This is a genomic window from Myxococcus sp. SDU36 (genome assembly GCF_030168875.1).
Classification (GTDB): domain Bacteria; phylum Myxococcota; class Myxococcia; order Myxococcales; family Myxococcaceae; genus Myxococcus; species Myxococcus vastator.
In genome coordinates this window covers 6,885,378-6,898,662 of sequence record NZ_CP077414.1, presented here as the reverse complement: position 1 = coordinate 6,898,662, position 13,285 = coordinate 6,885,378, and the positions used below count along the sequence as shown (strand labels likewise).

The following is a 13,285-nucleotide window of genomic DNA, read 5'->3' as shown; positions in this document are numbered from 1 at the left end:
GTCAGCGCAGCGCCTCCAGCTCCGCCAGGATGGAGAGCACCTGGGCCGGCTGGCTGAGCCCCACCAGCCGGTCCGCCAGCCCATGCGCCGCCAGCCGCGCCAGGTGCGCCAGCCGCACCAGCTGGGGGCCGCCCCGCTCGGCGTCCAGGACTGCCACCACGACGCGAAGCGGTTCGCCGTCGGGCGTATCGCCCGCGAGCGGCGTGGCCAGCGTCACCAGCGCCGCGGTGGGCAGCGCGCCCGGCAGGAAGGAATGCGGCACCGCCACCCCGCTCCCCACCGCGCACGAGGACTCCTCCCGGTGCCGCCTCAGGCCCTCCACCACCCGCGCGACGTCGGCGCCGGGCCGAGAGGAGGCCAGCCGCTCCGCCACCACGTCCAGCACGTCGTCCCAGCCCGCGCAGGACAGCTGCAGCACCACGCGCTCCGGCGCCAGCAGGGGCGCCAGCGGTGGCACGGGCACGTCGCGCCGCCCTGGGGCCACGGGGAACTCCGCGTCCAGGAAGTCGCGCACGCGCGCGAGCTGCCGCCTGGACAGGCGCCGCTGGGCGATGTCCAGGAAGAGGGCCCCCGCGCCCGGTACCTCCTCCAGGTAGGCGGCCACGGACGGGCTCAGCCGGTTGGCCACGTCCATCAGCAGCGAGGACGGGACTCGCAGTTCGCGGGCAATCGCCGACAGGCGCTCGGGCGTGGGGGGCGCGTCCACGCCGTTCTCCACCCGGCTGAGGTACGCGCTGGACACGCCGATGCGGCGCGCCAGGTCCCGCAGCGACAGACCCGCATCCGTGCGCAACAGCCGAAGGGTGGCTCCCAGGTGCATCAGCGGCTCGCGGGCAGCACCCGGGCCGCGCTGGCCCCGTTGCTGGAGGATTCAGGGGAGGGCTCCGCCGCCGTGGCGGGCGACGCGTCACACACGACCAGCAGCGAGCCCGGCGCGTCCCGGATGATGCGCTCGCGGTGCAGGCCGAAGGCCTTGTCCTCCAGCCCCCACTGCGCGCCGATGCCGACAATCACCAGGTCGTAGCCATGGCGCGCCTCACCCAGGGCGGCCTCATCCGGCGCGTCGCTGCGCACCACCTTCAGCGTCACGCCGCCATCGGTCGCCGGGAACAGCTCCTCCACCTGCGACCGGGCCCCGCCGTTTCCGCCGAGGTCCGACGTCACGTGCAGCACCGTCACCTCGGCGCCCGCCTGCTTCATCAGCCGCCGGGCCAAAGCCAGGGCCGCGCGGTCATGCCGGCTGCCGACGAAGGGCACCAGCACGCGCTGGATGTCCGACAGGCCCCGGTCCACCAGCACCGCCACCGGCCCCCGGGCCTCCTGCATCACCTCATGCACCGTGCCGCCCAGCACCGTCTGGCTGAAGAGCGGCTTGTGCCACCCCAGCAGGACCAGGTCCGCGCGCCGGGCCTTCGCGGTGCGGCAGATGTCCCGAGCCGGGTCGACGGAGACGAACGACAACGGCCGCACGGAGAGCCCCAGGCTTTCGGCCCGCCCCAAGAGCGGCGTCAGCGCGCTGTCCTCCTCGGGTTCCCGCTGCTGCGCCGGGCGCAGGGACGCGCGCTCCGGGGACATCAGGTGCAGCGCATGAAGCTGCGCGCCCTCCTCACGCCCCGTCAGCGAGCGCGCCAGGGTGGCCATGCCCGGCCCCGCCTGCCCGTGGGACACGCACATCAGCACGCTGTAGGGCGGCGGGCCCGGCTCCACCGGCAGCGGCAACACCACGCGCTCGCGGGCGAGCTCCTCCAGCGGGTAGATCCACTTCAGCAGCGGCGTGGTGATGAACGTCGTCACCAGCGCCATCAGCACCATCATGGTGAACAGCTGGGGTGAGATGACGCCCAGGTCCAGGCCGATGTTGAGGACGATGAGCTCCATCAACCCGCGCGTGTTCATCAGAATGCCGATGGCGCTCGCCTCGCGCCACCGCAGCCCCGTCAGCCGCGCCGCCACCGCGCTGCCACCGAACTTGCCCACGCAGGCCAGCACGATGATGACGCCGCACGTCACCCAGTCCTCCGCGGTGTTCAGCAAGCCAATCTGCGTGCGCAGGCCGCTGAAGGCGAAGAAGATGGGCAGCAGCAACACCACCGCCACGTCCTCCAGCCGCTCCGCCAGCGCCTCCGCCAGCCGGCCCTCCTTCGGAATCACCGCGCCGAAGAGGAAGGCGCCGAAGAGCGCGTGGATGCCGATGAGCTCCGTCACGCCCGCGGACGCCAGCAGCAGCACCAGCGTGCCCGCCACCACGTTCTGGGTGAGGCCCTCCCGGCTGGCCACCCGCGCGCCCAGGCGCGCGAGGAAGGGCCTCACCGCCAACAGCATGAAGGCGATGTAGCCCAGCGCCAGCACCGTGGTGAGCGCCGCCTGCGTCAGGCTCGACGCGCGGACGATGGAGACGACGAAGGCCAGCAGGCACCACGCGGTGACGTCATCCACCGCCGCGCAGGCGATGGCCACCGTGCCCACCTTCGACTGGAGCAGCCCGCGCTCGGCGAGGATGCGCGCCAGCACCGGGAAGGCGGTGATGCTCATCGCCACGCCCATGAAGAGCACGAACGAAGTGAAGGGCACCTCTGGCGACGACAGGCTCTTGTAGAGCCACAGCGCGCCCGCGCCCGCGCCCAGCGCGAAGGGGACGACGATGCTGGAGTGGCTGATGGCCACCGACGCACGCCCACGGCCCTTGAGCAGCTGGGGGTCCAGCTCCAGGCCAATGAGGAACATGAACAGCACCAGGCCCACCTGGCTGAGCATCGTCAGCACCGGCATGGACGAGGCCGGGAACAGCCCGTTCATGACTTCCGGCGCCAGCCAGCCCAGCAGCGAGGGCCCCAGGACGATGCCGGCCACCACCTCCGCGATGACCAGCGGCTGTCCCAACCACCGCGCGCCGCGGCCGATGAGCCGCGACAAACCGATGATGACGATGAGCTGCAAAATCAGCAGCGCGAGCGCGTTGGTGTGCATCCGGCCCTCCACGTAAAGTGTTAAGCTGGCACTTACCAACCGGATATCAAGGCGTCAACGGGAGGGAACGCGGGGCGTCAAGGGAGACCTGCTGGCCTGCTTCACCCCGTCAGATGGCGGCTGACGGCGTCCAGGAGGGTCTCCACATCCACGGGTTTGCGCAGGTGGCCGCAAGCGCCAATCTCATCCGCGACCTGGCGCGCATTCGCTGACGCGGAGAAGACGAGCACCGGGATGTCCCGCCAGGGGGGCACCTGACGCATGGCCCGCGCGAACGCGCCGCCGTCCATGACGGGCATCATCATGTCCAGCAGGACGAGCCCCGGCAGCTCCGTGGCCGCGCCCAGCACCTCCAAGGCATGCTTCCCATTGCTGGCCCCCAGCACCGTGTAGCCCGCGTCACGAAGCACCTCTTCCAGGGCCTCGCGAAGATCCGCGTCGTCATCCACCACCAGCAACGGCCGGCTCACTCACGCCTCTCCTTCTCCAACGGCCCATCCAGGGGAGCGCGCGCCCGCGTCCGCCATGTCGAATCCCGCGCCGTTGTCCCGGGCACGGTAACGGCCACCGCACGCCCCCGACGTCGCGAAAAACACGCTGCGCCCTCCCGAGCGCTGGCTGGTAAACGTCCGGGCGTTGCCGGGCAGGTTTTCCAGGACCCCACGGAGCAAACGAGCCCCCCGCGCCATCATCCCCGGGGCAGACCTACTTCCAGGACAGCTCGTATTCGCTGTCGAGCAGTCCGACCTGGCGACCGTGGACCCGGACCTCGCGCGCGCCCACCGCCTCCAGCACGCCGTGCAGCACGCCCTCGTGGTAGGCGGCGGGCATGAAGTCGCGACGCATGATGAAGCGGGCGCTGGTCTCCCCCGTCCACAGCGGGTAGCGCTCCCCGTAGGTCACCGCGGCGAGGTAGGCCTCTCCCAGCGACTGCAACAGCAGCCGCGGCTTGCCGCTGGCCGTGCGCATCAGCTCCCGTCCGAACTCGGACGCCACGAAGTCCACCGTGGCCTGCGTTCCCATGCGCCGCAGCACGCCCTCGAAGCCTTCCAGCTGCGGAGCGAGCAGCCGCGCCGCCGTGGACGACATCCGGAGGAACCGGGTGATGGGGTACATGTGGAGGAGGTTGATTTCCCAGATGCCGGCCACGCCCTTGCAGCGGGCCACGGCGCCTTCGCCTCCCAGGAAACCCACGACGTCCAGCGTGCCCTGGAAGAACATTCCACGCGCCATGTCGTCGTCAGTGGCCGCCAGACGCCGCAACTCCAGCTCCCAGGCCGCGCCACCACCCGCGCTCGATTCGTAACCCGCGTACATGCTCATCTCCCCGAGGGGCCCTTCCAGGGCGCCCGGGGAACACACCGCCACCTCTCCTCGCGGATGTTTCCGAGCTCCCAGGATTCCCCCCCACTTCCGGGAAGCCAACAGTCGCATATTTTTCCGGTGCTGTCGAATCAAACCCGGTTCGCCCCGCGGGCCGAGAGGATCATCCGCCAGCCAACGAATGGGGACGGATGCCCCAAGCCGGGCTCAGCCCGCAATCAGGGATGCCTGGGCGGCGGCCACGGCGGCGCCGGGCTCCGAGCGGTGGCCGGCGGCGAGGAGCGCGCGCTCCAGGGCGCCCACCGTGGAGAGGACGTCCGCGGGCCCCACGCGGTTCATGTGGCCCACGCGGAAGTAGCGCGTCTTCAGGTCCGGGTGGAGGCCGCCGGCGACGACGACGCCCTGCCCCTTCACCCCGCCCACCAGCGCCGCGTCCACGCCGTCCGGGTAGTACACGGCGCTCAGCGTGTTGGCGGCCACGGCGTCGGAGGCGGGCAGCAGGCGCAGGCCCAGGGCCTTCCACGCCGCGCGGAAGGCGCGCGCCACGCGCTGGTGCCGGGCGAAGCGGGCGTCCATGCCCTCGGCCAGAATCTGTCCCAGGCTCACGTCCAGCGCGGCGACGAGGTTCACCGGCGGGGTGGCGAAGTAGGCCGGCTTGCCCGCCTCGTAGGCCTCCATGATGGGCAGCCACTCCGCGAAGTCCGCGTAGACGCTGGCCACCGGCGCCTTGCGCTTGCGCCACGCCTCCATGGCCCGGGGGCCCACGGTGAGCAGCGCCAGGCCGGGAGGAACACCCACCGCCTTCTGGCTGGCCGTGAGGTACACGTCCGCCTCCCACGCGTCCTGGTGGAAGGTCTCCGCCGCGGTGGCGCACACGCCGTCCACCACCGACAGCACGCCGTGCTTGCGCGCGGCCCGCACCAGCGCCTCCGCGGGGGCGAGCACGCCGGTGGACGTGTCCACATGGGTGACGGACAGCACCTTGAAGCCGCCCTTCGACAGGTGCGTCTCCACCTCGTCCAGGGAGGGCACGTCGCCCGGCGCGGCGCGCACGTGCGTCACCTGGGCGCCGTGGCGCTCGAGAATCTTCGCCATCCGGTCGCTGAAATAGCCGGTGTTCACCACCAGGGCCGCGTCCCCGGGCTCCACCAGGTTGGCCACCGCCAGCTCCATGGCCAGCGTGCCGGAGCCGGACACCACGAAGGGCTGCGCGGAGGGCGCCAGGCACACCTCGCGGAGCCGCTTCAGGGCCCGGCCGAAGACGGCGATGAAGGCGGGGTCCGTGTGGCTGAGGGTGGGAGCGCCCAGCGCCTGGAGCACCTCGGGCTCGAACTCCACCGGCCCCGGAATCATCAGCAAGTCTCTCACGGCGTCACCGCTCCTCTCGCGCAGCCGGCGCGAGCGGAGGTGCCCGCGGCCCGGGCCGACTGTGGCGGTCCCCGGCCGCGCTGTCCACGCACATGTGCTCCGCCTCAGAGGCGGACGAGCAGCTCGCGGAGAATGGCGAAGCCCTGCCGGAAGTCCTCCAGCCGGGCCTGCTCATTGGGGGCGTGGTAGTACTGCATGTCCCCGAAGCCCGTAATCTGCACGTCGCAGCCCTGGCGTTGCAGGTCCCTCACGAGCGGCAGCGAGCCGGTGAGCGAGAAGGGCGTGGCCGCCGCACCGCGCACCACCTGCATGGCCTCCTTCAGCGCGCGCAGGCCCTCCGAGTCCAGCCGGCAGGCGATGCCCTCGGTCCCCTCCCCCAGGAAGCGGAACGCCAGCTCACCGCGCTTGCCGCCGGCCGTGCGCGTGCGCGGGAAGTGCGCGGGGGCGTCGTCGCGCGCCAGCCGGGCGTCGAGCTCCGCCATGAAGTCCGTCACCGCCTTCTGCACCTCCGCCAAATCGTAGAAGGGCGTGAGGCGGATGTCGCCGCGCAGGACGACGTCGGCGGGCACCTTCGTCTCCTTGGTGTTGGGCGCCTCCACCACGGTGGCCTTGAGGCTGGAGGACGACAGGAAGCCCCAGCGCTGCTCGTCCTCCGTGGGCGGGAAGCGCTCGTGGAAGAAGCGCGCCAGCTCCAGCGACGCGGCCATGCCCAGCTCCAGCGCGTTGACGCAGTTCTGCGGCATCCCGGAGTGGCCGCCCACGCCCGTCACCTTCAGCTCCCACAGCGACACGCCCGCGGTGCCCAGCGTGGGGCCGAAGTTGGCGCTGTCCAGCCAGTACACCGGCTGGCTGGACAGCGGCTTGAGCAGCCCCTGCTCGGCCACGTAGTTGAGGCCCAGGCCCGGCAGCTCCGAGGACTCCTCGTTGGAGATGAGCACCACCTTCAGCGTGCGGCTGGGGCGCACCTTGCGCTCGGCCAGTTGGGCCAGCAGGTCCGTGAGCACGGCGACATGTCCCAGGCAGTCGGTGACGCCTCGCCCGTAGAGCACGCCGCCGGGGCCTTGCCACAGCTCGAAGGGGCTGCGCTCCCAGCCCTCCGCCTGTTGGTCCGCCGGGACGACGTCGAAGTGCGCGCCGACGAAGCCGATGGCGCCTTCCCCCTCGCCCGGCACGGTGAGCACCAGGCAGGGACGCGACGCCTGGCCCGGCCCCGCCACGGACTCCGCCTGGATGAAGCCGCTCTCGATGTGCGGCGCCAGGGCGTCCAGCACCACCTGCGCGGCGAGCCGCTCCTCGGGCACCAGCCCCGCGCCAGGGTTGTTCTGCAGCTTCGGGGTCAGGGCGATGAGCCGCCGGAGCACGTCGAGGAAGCGGTCCTCACGCAGGGCAAGAGCTTTCATGAAACGGATTGGAGCCCAGGCGCGCGGTGGAAGTCACCGGAAACGAACAAGCGCCTCGGCCTGGACAGGCGCTGGCGTGGAGCGGTGGACGAAAGGGTCCGCGCAGCCTGGGTGACGCGGCGCTCCATGGCCGGCACTGGTGCGGCGCCAGGTCCGTCCGCATCTTGGAGGCACCATGCCAAAGACGTCACCACCGAAACCGCCGCGCGCGCTGTTCATCCGGGACTGGGCGCCCGCGTCCCCCGAACCACGGCCTGAGAAGGAAGCGCAGGTGACCACGATGGCGGTGGGTGAGGAGACGGGCGACGGCGGCGAGCTCCAACGCTGAGGACGCCCGTGACACGGACAGGCCCGGTGGTGCTGCTGGGTGCGCGAGATGACGCCCACGTCCTGGAGGTGGCGCGCCGGCTTCGGGCCGAGGACGTGGACACGGTGGTGGTGGACACGCGGGCCTTCCCCGAGCAGACGCGGCTGTCGCTCACCGAGTCGCTGGACGGCATCGTCGTGGACGGACGTGAGGTGGGGCGTCCGGCCGCCGTGTACCTGCGCGGCCTGCATGCGCACCCAATGGCCTTCGGCGTGGATGCCCAGGAGGCCATGGACGCGGACTGGCGCACCACGCTCACCGCGTTCCGCGAGAAGAGTGCGCTGCTCCTGGGACTGCTGGGCCGCTGGGAGCGGCTGGGCGTGCCGCTCTACAACCCGCCCTCTTCGGACTGGTGCATGCACAAGCCCACGCAGCTCGCCGCGCTCCAGGCCAAGGGGCTCCCCGTGCCCCGGACGCTGTGGACGAATGACGCGGAGGCGGTGCGCCGCTTCGCCCAGGAAGGGCGCGTGGCCTACAAGCCCGTCGTGGGCGGCGCGGCGACGCGCGAGTTGACTGAAGCGGACCTCACGGACGAACGCCTCGCGGCGCTCTCCGCCGCGCCCGTCACCTTCCAGGAGCTGCTGCCGGGTGAGAGCCTGCGCGTGTACGTGCTGGACGGCGCCGTCATCGCGAGCCTGCGCATCGTCTCGTCGTCGCTGGACTTCCGGCAGCACGAGGAGCGCATCGAGCAGGTGACGCTGCCGCCCGAGGTGGCACGCGACTGCGTGAAGGCGTGCGAGGTGTTGGGCCTGCGCTGGACGGGGATGGACTTGAAGCGGGGCGCGGACGGCGTGCCGCGCATCCTGGAGCTGAACGGCTCGGCGATGTTCCTGGGCTTCGACGCGCGCGGGGGCACGGACGTGGCGGGGCACCTGACGCGCGCGCTGGCGCGGCACGCACGCGGCGGGTAGCTCAGCGGCGGCCTAGGAACTGCGGGTCGGACCAGTCCCAGAGCCGCTCCGGGTGCTCGTCCACGTCGAGCGGGAGGCTGTTCCACCGGTACACCGCGCGCGAGCTGGCGCCGTGGACATGGAGGACCAGGCTCAACACGGCCAGCACCACGAAGGTGGCCGTCAGGCCGCGCCGGGCCTCGGGGCCCTTCCACTGGAGCGCGCGCACCACGGGGACGAGGAAGAAGACGAGGTAGGGCACCATGTCCGAGAAGAAGCGCGGGCCATACGAGTGCCCTGCCCACCAGTGCGGAAAGGTGGAGATGGCGGCCCAGTGCAGCGCCACCACCGCGACCAGCGCGGCATGCAGCCGGGAGAAGGTCCGGGCGCGCACGTCCATCCACAGGCCCCACGCGCTCATGAGGAGCACGGGGGTGAACACGAGCAGCCCGCGCGCGGGAGACACGAGGTTGCCGGCCAGGGCCTCGGCCACGCGAGCGGCGGACAGCTCCAGGCGCTGCGGTTCGTAATAGGGCGCCAGCACGGAGCCGTAGTGGACGAGGTTCACCGTCACCCACGGAATGGCGACGGCGAGCGCGCCCGCGAAGAACCTCCAGGCCTGACGCGGATGGGTCCACGGCACGTAGAGCGACAGCACCAGCACGGAGAGGCTGTTGGTGGGCCGCATGACGTAGGCGAGCGCCAGGGCGACGCCCGCCCAGGCCAGGTGACGCGGGGCCTCACGCGCGCGGATGAGGCAGAGGAGCACCCCGGTGAGGCACAGCAGCGAAGGGCCGTGCTGCCACAGGGCGCGGCTGGCGGTGGAGAGCAGCGGCGTGCAGAAGACGAAGACGGCGGCGAGCAGCAGCGCGCGTTGGCGGGACAGGTGCAGCGCGGTGCCCAGCACGAACATGACGACGCCAGCGAGCGCGGTCAGCGCGGAGGCGAAGAGCCGCTGCGGGCCATTCCACGCATCCAGGTCCACGCTGCCGGTGGCGTCGTAGATGTGACGCCAGTGCGCCAGGGGCTTCGCCAGGGATGGATGCAGCGTGCCCACGGGCGTGGCGAGGCGCACGAAGCCATCCACCAGCACGACCATGGGCACCGCGGCCAGGGAAGGCCCCAGGGGGAAGTAGTTGTAGAGGTGGCCGTCGCGCTCGTAGAGGCCGTGGCGGTAGGACTCGAAGGTGGGGGCGTATTCGTCCAGGTCGAGGTTCCCTTCACGCAGCAGTGACAGCGTGGTGGGGAGCGTCAGCTTGGAGTCGAAGGGCGTGTAGACGGGGAACGCCGCCAGCGCCGCGAAGAAGCCCACGAAGAGCAGCACCCGCCCCGCCCAGAGGCGAGACGTGGAGCGCGCGGGCGCGGAAGCCACGGGAGTGGAGACGGCGGATGAGCTCATCGCGGCGGGCCAACCTCGCGCGCTCCGGCAGCGGCGCGTTGGAGGGTCGCCGTCTTAGTGCCTTGGGGGCGTGAAAGCCAGGAGCAGGCTCAATGCCAGAGAATGCTGGCACCGCGGAACCTGGCGCGTATCTGGATAGACTGCCACTGCGGGTATGACACCAGCGCCGGGAGGCATGCATGGACAGCAGATGGGCACTCGTCACGTGGTTGCTCGCGCTGGCCTTCACGGCATGCGGGCACACCGCGCAGAAACCCCAGCAGGCATGGGAGCAAGTGCCACACGGAGAAGGCGAGTCATGCACCCACGCGGACCGGTGTGTCACATGGGTCTGTGATGGCGCCATACAATGTGGCCTCTACCTCTGTGAAGACGCGGGGAGGCTGCTCGCCAAGGGCGGTGGCACCATCGCCCCGCCCGCCGCGCCCGGCTCGGGTCCCCATCGGCGCTGGGGCAACGTCCAGAAGCTCCCCGGCGGAAATGGGCCTGTCTTCGTCTTTGACTGGCACAACTCGCCGCAGCCTGAACATCGAGCCCCGCGCCTACCATCAGGCCCTGACTGGGTCCGGCATCATCTCTTTCCCCAGGCAGAACATCTCGCGAAGTGGTTCGCGAGGAGCCCTCGCGCACTGAACGTGCATGACTTCACCCTGGTCATCGCGAAGGACACACATCAGCGCATCCACAGCGGCCCCCGAGGTGGCGCCTGGAACCAGGAATGGACCGACTTCGCTCGCAGGTATCCCGGCGCCTCCCAACAGCAGGTTTGGGAACACCTGGGGAAGCTGGTCCAGAAATACGACCTGATAGGCCCCATCGTCCCCTATTACTATCTGCGCTGATGACCTGCCGCTGGAGGCGCAGCACGTGAGGTTCTTCGAGGTTCTCGAGGATGAAGCCACGAGGCACTCGGGCCGCATCGACGGCGTGAGCCCCTGGTGCATCCCGAGCATCGACTGCACCCTCTGTGGCGGCTACGGCGGCCTCGGAGAGGCCTACCCCACCGTGGACCTCTCGCGTTTCGCACACCGTGCCCTGCTGGAAGAGCCGCGGAGTCAACAAGCCCTGTCACTGGAGGCATACCAGCAACTGTGCGAGCACCTGCGGCCGTGGGTCCCCCGAGGTGCCCCCTTGGAGCCCGGCACACAATTGGGGCCTGTCGCCGGCAAGGCCAAGGGCCGTTTTGGAGACTTCTACTTCCAGGCGCCCTGGGCTCCGTGGATCCGAATCTCAGCCCTGGAGAAACTTCACGCGGCCGGCGTGAGGGGCCTGCATGGCGCGCCAGGAGAATTGGGCTATCGCGGACAGCCAGCACCGCCCCTGCACTGCCTGGAGGTCCTCGCCCACGGAGCGTTGCATCCCTCCAGCCACGCTCCGGACTGGCAGGAGCCCTGTCCCCGGTGTGGCAGCCACCGGAACGGCTACCCAGCTGAGTCCGCCGTGCTGGCCGCGAGCACGCTGCCCGAGGACATCGACCTCTTCCGCCTTCGGGACTTCAAGACGATCATCGTCGCTAGCGAGCGCTTCGTCGCAGCCGTGAAGCAGCTTCAACTCAGCGACATCGCGTTCCGCGAGCTTTCCGTCCACCCAGACTAGGGCTGGGCCGCAGGCTCCTCTGACCGAGGCTCCACGCCCTCCACCTTGCCCACCTGGTCCAGGTCCTGCCGGTTGCTCAAGGAGAAGCGCACCAGCGCGCGGAGGATGCGATTGCGCTTCACGTTGCCAAGCACCTCCCGCAGGTCCTCGTACACCGTCGGGTCGCTGATGAGCCCGCCCACGGTGCCGTCTCCCTTCGCCACGGTCGCCGCAATCTGCTTCAGGTCCGCCGCCGCGCTGCCCAGGTCCGCGAACATGCCGCTCGCGTCGCCGTACACCAGCTGGTGCACCGCCCCGTTGGGGCTCTTCTTCGCGTCCTCGATGAGCCCCGCGAGCTGCCCGGCCGCCGCCCCCAGCTCCGTCAGCGCCTTCGCGCCATCCTGGCCGTAGACGAGCGCGTGCGCCGTGCCGTCCCCCGTGCGCACCTCGCGCAGAATCCCCTCCAGCTCACCCACCGCGCCATCCACCCGCGCCGCCGCGTTGGACGCGTTGGCCAAGAGCCCCCGCACCTCGCGCCCGGCCTGCTTGTCGTAGATGAGCGCGTGCAGCACGCCCTCGCCCTTCTCCACCTCTTCCAGCAGCGCCCGCAACGCGGCCATGCCGCGCGTCACGTCACGGGCCATCTCCGGGTTGGCGTACGTGTCCACCGCCGCCCGCAGCGACTTGCTGATGGCCACCGAGTTCTCCATCACCTGCGACGCCCCGTTGAGCAGCGCGGACAAGTCACCGCTCGAGGATGACTTGAGCACCCCGCCCGCCTCCACCGGCGGGGCCGTGGGGTTGCCCAGGGAGATGTCCACCGCCTTGTCGCCCAGCACCCCCATGCTGGACAGCTGCGCCACCGAGTCCTGCCGCACGCGGTCCGTGTAGCGTGACGACACCTGGAACTGGACCTCCAGCCGCGGGTCCTTCGGGTCGGGAGAGAAGACGATGCCCGTCACCCGCCCCACGTTGAGCCCCCCAAGCCAGACGGGAGACTCATCACTCAGGCCCTGCACGTTGGTGAAGTACGCGCGGTACGTCGTCTTGCGCTCGAACAGGCGCGACTGCTGGCCAATCACCATGACGACCACGCTGGCGACCGCCAGACCAATGGCGACGAACAGGCCCGCGCGAATCGCCAGGCGGCGCTCGGTTCCAACGGGAGAGAACAGGCTCATGGCGCGCCTCCAGGGAACAGCTCCACGCGGCGCGCGTCGAGGAAGGCACGCACCTCCGGGACGGTGGAGTGGAGCATCTCCCGCGGGTTGCCCACCTGCACGATTCTCCGATTGGCCAGCATGGCGATGCGGTCTCCCACGGTGAATGCGCTCACCATGTCGTGGGTCACGACGATGGAGGTGCAACCGAGCCGGGTCTTCATCGAGTTGATCAACACGTTGATGGACTGCGTGGTGACGGGGTCCAGGCCCGTGGTGGGCTCGTCCCAGAGGATGACCTCCGGCTCCGTGGCGATGGCCCGCGCCAACCCCACGCGCTTGCGCATGCCGCCCGACAAGTCGGAGGGCATCAGCCGCTCGGTGCCAGGCAGGTCCACCAGCGCCAGCTTCTCCGCGACGCGGGCGCGGACCTCGTCCGCCGGCATGTCCGGGAAGTGCTCGCGCAACGGGTACGCCACGTTCTCCCCGACGTTCAGCGAGTCGAAGAGCGCCGCGCCCTGGAACACCATGGCCACGTGCCGACGCACCGGTATGAACTGCTCCTCCGTGAAGCGCGTCAAATCGTGCCCCTGGAAGAGGATGCGTCCGGTGTCTGGCGACAGCAGCCCGATGAGGCACTTGAGCAGCACGCTCTTGCCCGTGCCCGAGCCGCCCATCACCACCAGCGTCTCGCCGACGCGCACGTCCAGGTCCATGTCGTCATAGACGTGCTTGGCGCCGAACGCCTTGGTCAGGTGCTCGAAATAGATGAGCTGCTCCCCCGGCCTGGGCGGCTGGAACGCGAACTCAGAAGCGGGCGAGGACGAGGAGCGCAT

13 protein-coding genes are annotated in these 13,285 nt (G+C 70.6%); 4 read left to right on the top strand and 9 right to left on the bottom strand.

All coding sequences use genetic code 11. The annotated features are described in order from the left end of the window. Position 1: 1 nt before the first annotated feature. From KGD87_RS28075 to KGD87_RS28050, 6 genes are all read right to left on the bottom strand, one after another. The gene (locus KGD87_RS28075) at positions 2-820 is read right to left on the bottom strand and encodes a helix-turn-helix domain-containing protein (protein ID WP_284663992.1); all 819 of its coding nucleotides are present in this window, start codon (positions 818-820) and stop codon (positions 2-4) included. Beyond that, complete coding sequence (locus KGD87_RS28070) at positions 820-2,967, bottom strand: cation:proton antiporter domain-containing protein (RefSeq protein ID WP_284663991.1); 2,148 nt, start codon at positions 2,965-2,967, stop codon at positions 820-822. Before KGD87_RS28070 ends, KGD87_RS28075 begins: the two co-directional genes overlap by 1 nt. A 101-nt stretch (positions 2,968-3,068) precedes the next feature. Beyond that, positions 3,069-3,437 carry a response regulator gene (locus tag KGD87_RS28065; RefSeq protein ID WP_284663989.1) on the bottom strand — a complete coding sequence of 123 codons (369 nt, stop codon included), beginning with the start codon at positions 3,435-3,437 and terminating at the stop codon, positions 3,069-3,071. A 235-nt stretch (positions 3,438-3,672) separates the two neighbouring features. Then, on the bottom strand, positions 3,673-4,284 hold the full coding sequence (locus tag KGD87_RS28060) for a DUF2378 family protein (protein WP_284668699.1): 612 nt from the start codon (positions 4,282-4,284) through the stop codon (positions 3,673-3,675). A 213-nt stretch (positions 4,285-4,497) separates the two neighbouring features. Next, positions 4,498-5,658, bottom strand: coding sequence for a pyridoxal-phosphate-dependent aminotransferase family protein (locus KGD87_RS28055; protein ID WP_284663988.1), 1,161 nt, complete (start codon positions 5,656-5,658; stop codon positions 4,498-4,500). 104 nt (positions 5,659-5,762) lie between these two features. Further along, positions 5,763-7,058 (bottom strand): M20/M25/M40 family metallo-hydrolase, encoded by a 1,296-nt coding sequence (locus KGD87_RS28050; RefSeq protein ID WP_284663987.1) that lies wholly within the window; start codon positions 7,056-7,058, stop codon positions 5,763-5,765. 175 nt (positions 7,059-7,233) lie between these two features. Here KGD87_RS28050 and KGD87_RS28045 point away from each other — a divergent pair, with 175 nt between their 5' ends. After that, complete coding sequence (locus KGD87_RS28045; protein ID WP_163780412.1) at positions 7,234-7,386, top strand: hypothetical protein; 153 nt, start codon at positions 7,234-7,236, stop codon at positions 7,384-7,386. An 8-nt stretch (positions 7,387-7,394) separates the two neighbouring features. Beyond that, a complete protein-coding gene (locus KGD87_RS28040) occupies positions 7,395-8,336 on the top strand; it encodes an ATP-grasp domain-containing protein (RefSeq protein WP_284663986.1) in 942 nt (313 codons plus the stop codon). Position 8,337: 1 nt separating this feature from the next. On the opposite strand, the gene KGD87_RS28035 is transcribed toward KGD87_RS28040, so the two are convergent. Next, positions 8,338-9,714, bottom strand: a complete 1,377-nt coding sequence (locus KGD87_RS28035) for a glycosyltransferase family protein (RefSeq protein ID WP_284663984.1) — start codon at positions 9,712-9,714, stop codon at positions 8,338-8,340. Between the two features lie 179 nt (positions 9,715-9,893). Here KGD87_RS28035 and sitA6 point away from each other — a divergent pair, with 179 nt between their 5' ends. Together sitA6 and sitI6 are read left to right on the top strand one after the other, a co-directional pair. Beyond that, on the top strand, positions 9,894-10,556 hold the full coding sequence (sitA6, locus tag KGD87_RS28030; RefSeq protein ID WP_284663982.1) for a SitA6 family polymorphic toxin lipoprotein: 663 nt from the start codon (positions 9,894-9,896) through the stop codon (positions 10,554-10,556). A gap of 25 nt (positions 10,557-10,581) precedes the next feature. Beyond that, positions 10,582-11,310, top strand: a complete 729-nt coding sequence (sitI6, locus tag KGD87_RS28025; RefSeq protein ID WP_163780408.1) for a SitI6 family double-CXXCG motif immunity protein — start codon at positions 10,582-10,584, stop codon at positions 11,308-11,310. On the opposite strand, the gene KGD87_RS28020 is transcribed toward sitI6, so the two are convergent. Both KGD87_RS28020 and KGD87_RS28015 read right to left on the bottom strand, forming a co-directional pair. Further along, positions 11,307-12,470: an MlaD family protein gene (locus KGD87_RS28020; RefSeq protein ID WP_284663979.1), complete on the bottom strand. Its 1,164-nt coding sequence runs from the start codon at positions 12,468-12,470 to the stop codon at positions 11,307-11,309. The two genes, sitI6 and KGD87_RS28020, sit on opposite strands and share 4 nt — an antisense overlap. After that, positions 12,467-13,285, bottom strand: coding sequence for an ABC transporter ATP-binding protein (locus KGD87_RS28015; RefSeq protein ID WP_284663978.1), 819 nt, complete (start codon positions 13,283-13,285; stop codon positions 12,467-12,469). The genes KGD87_RS28020 and KGD87_RS28015 overlap by 4 nt, the downstream gene beginning before the upstream one ends.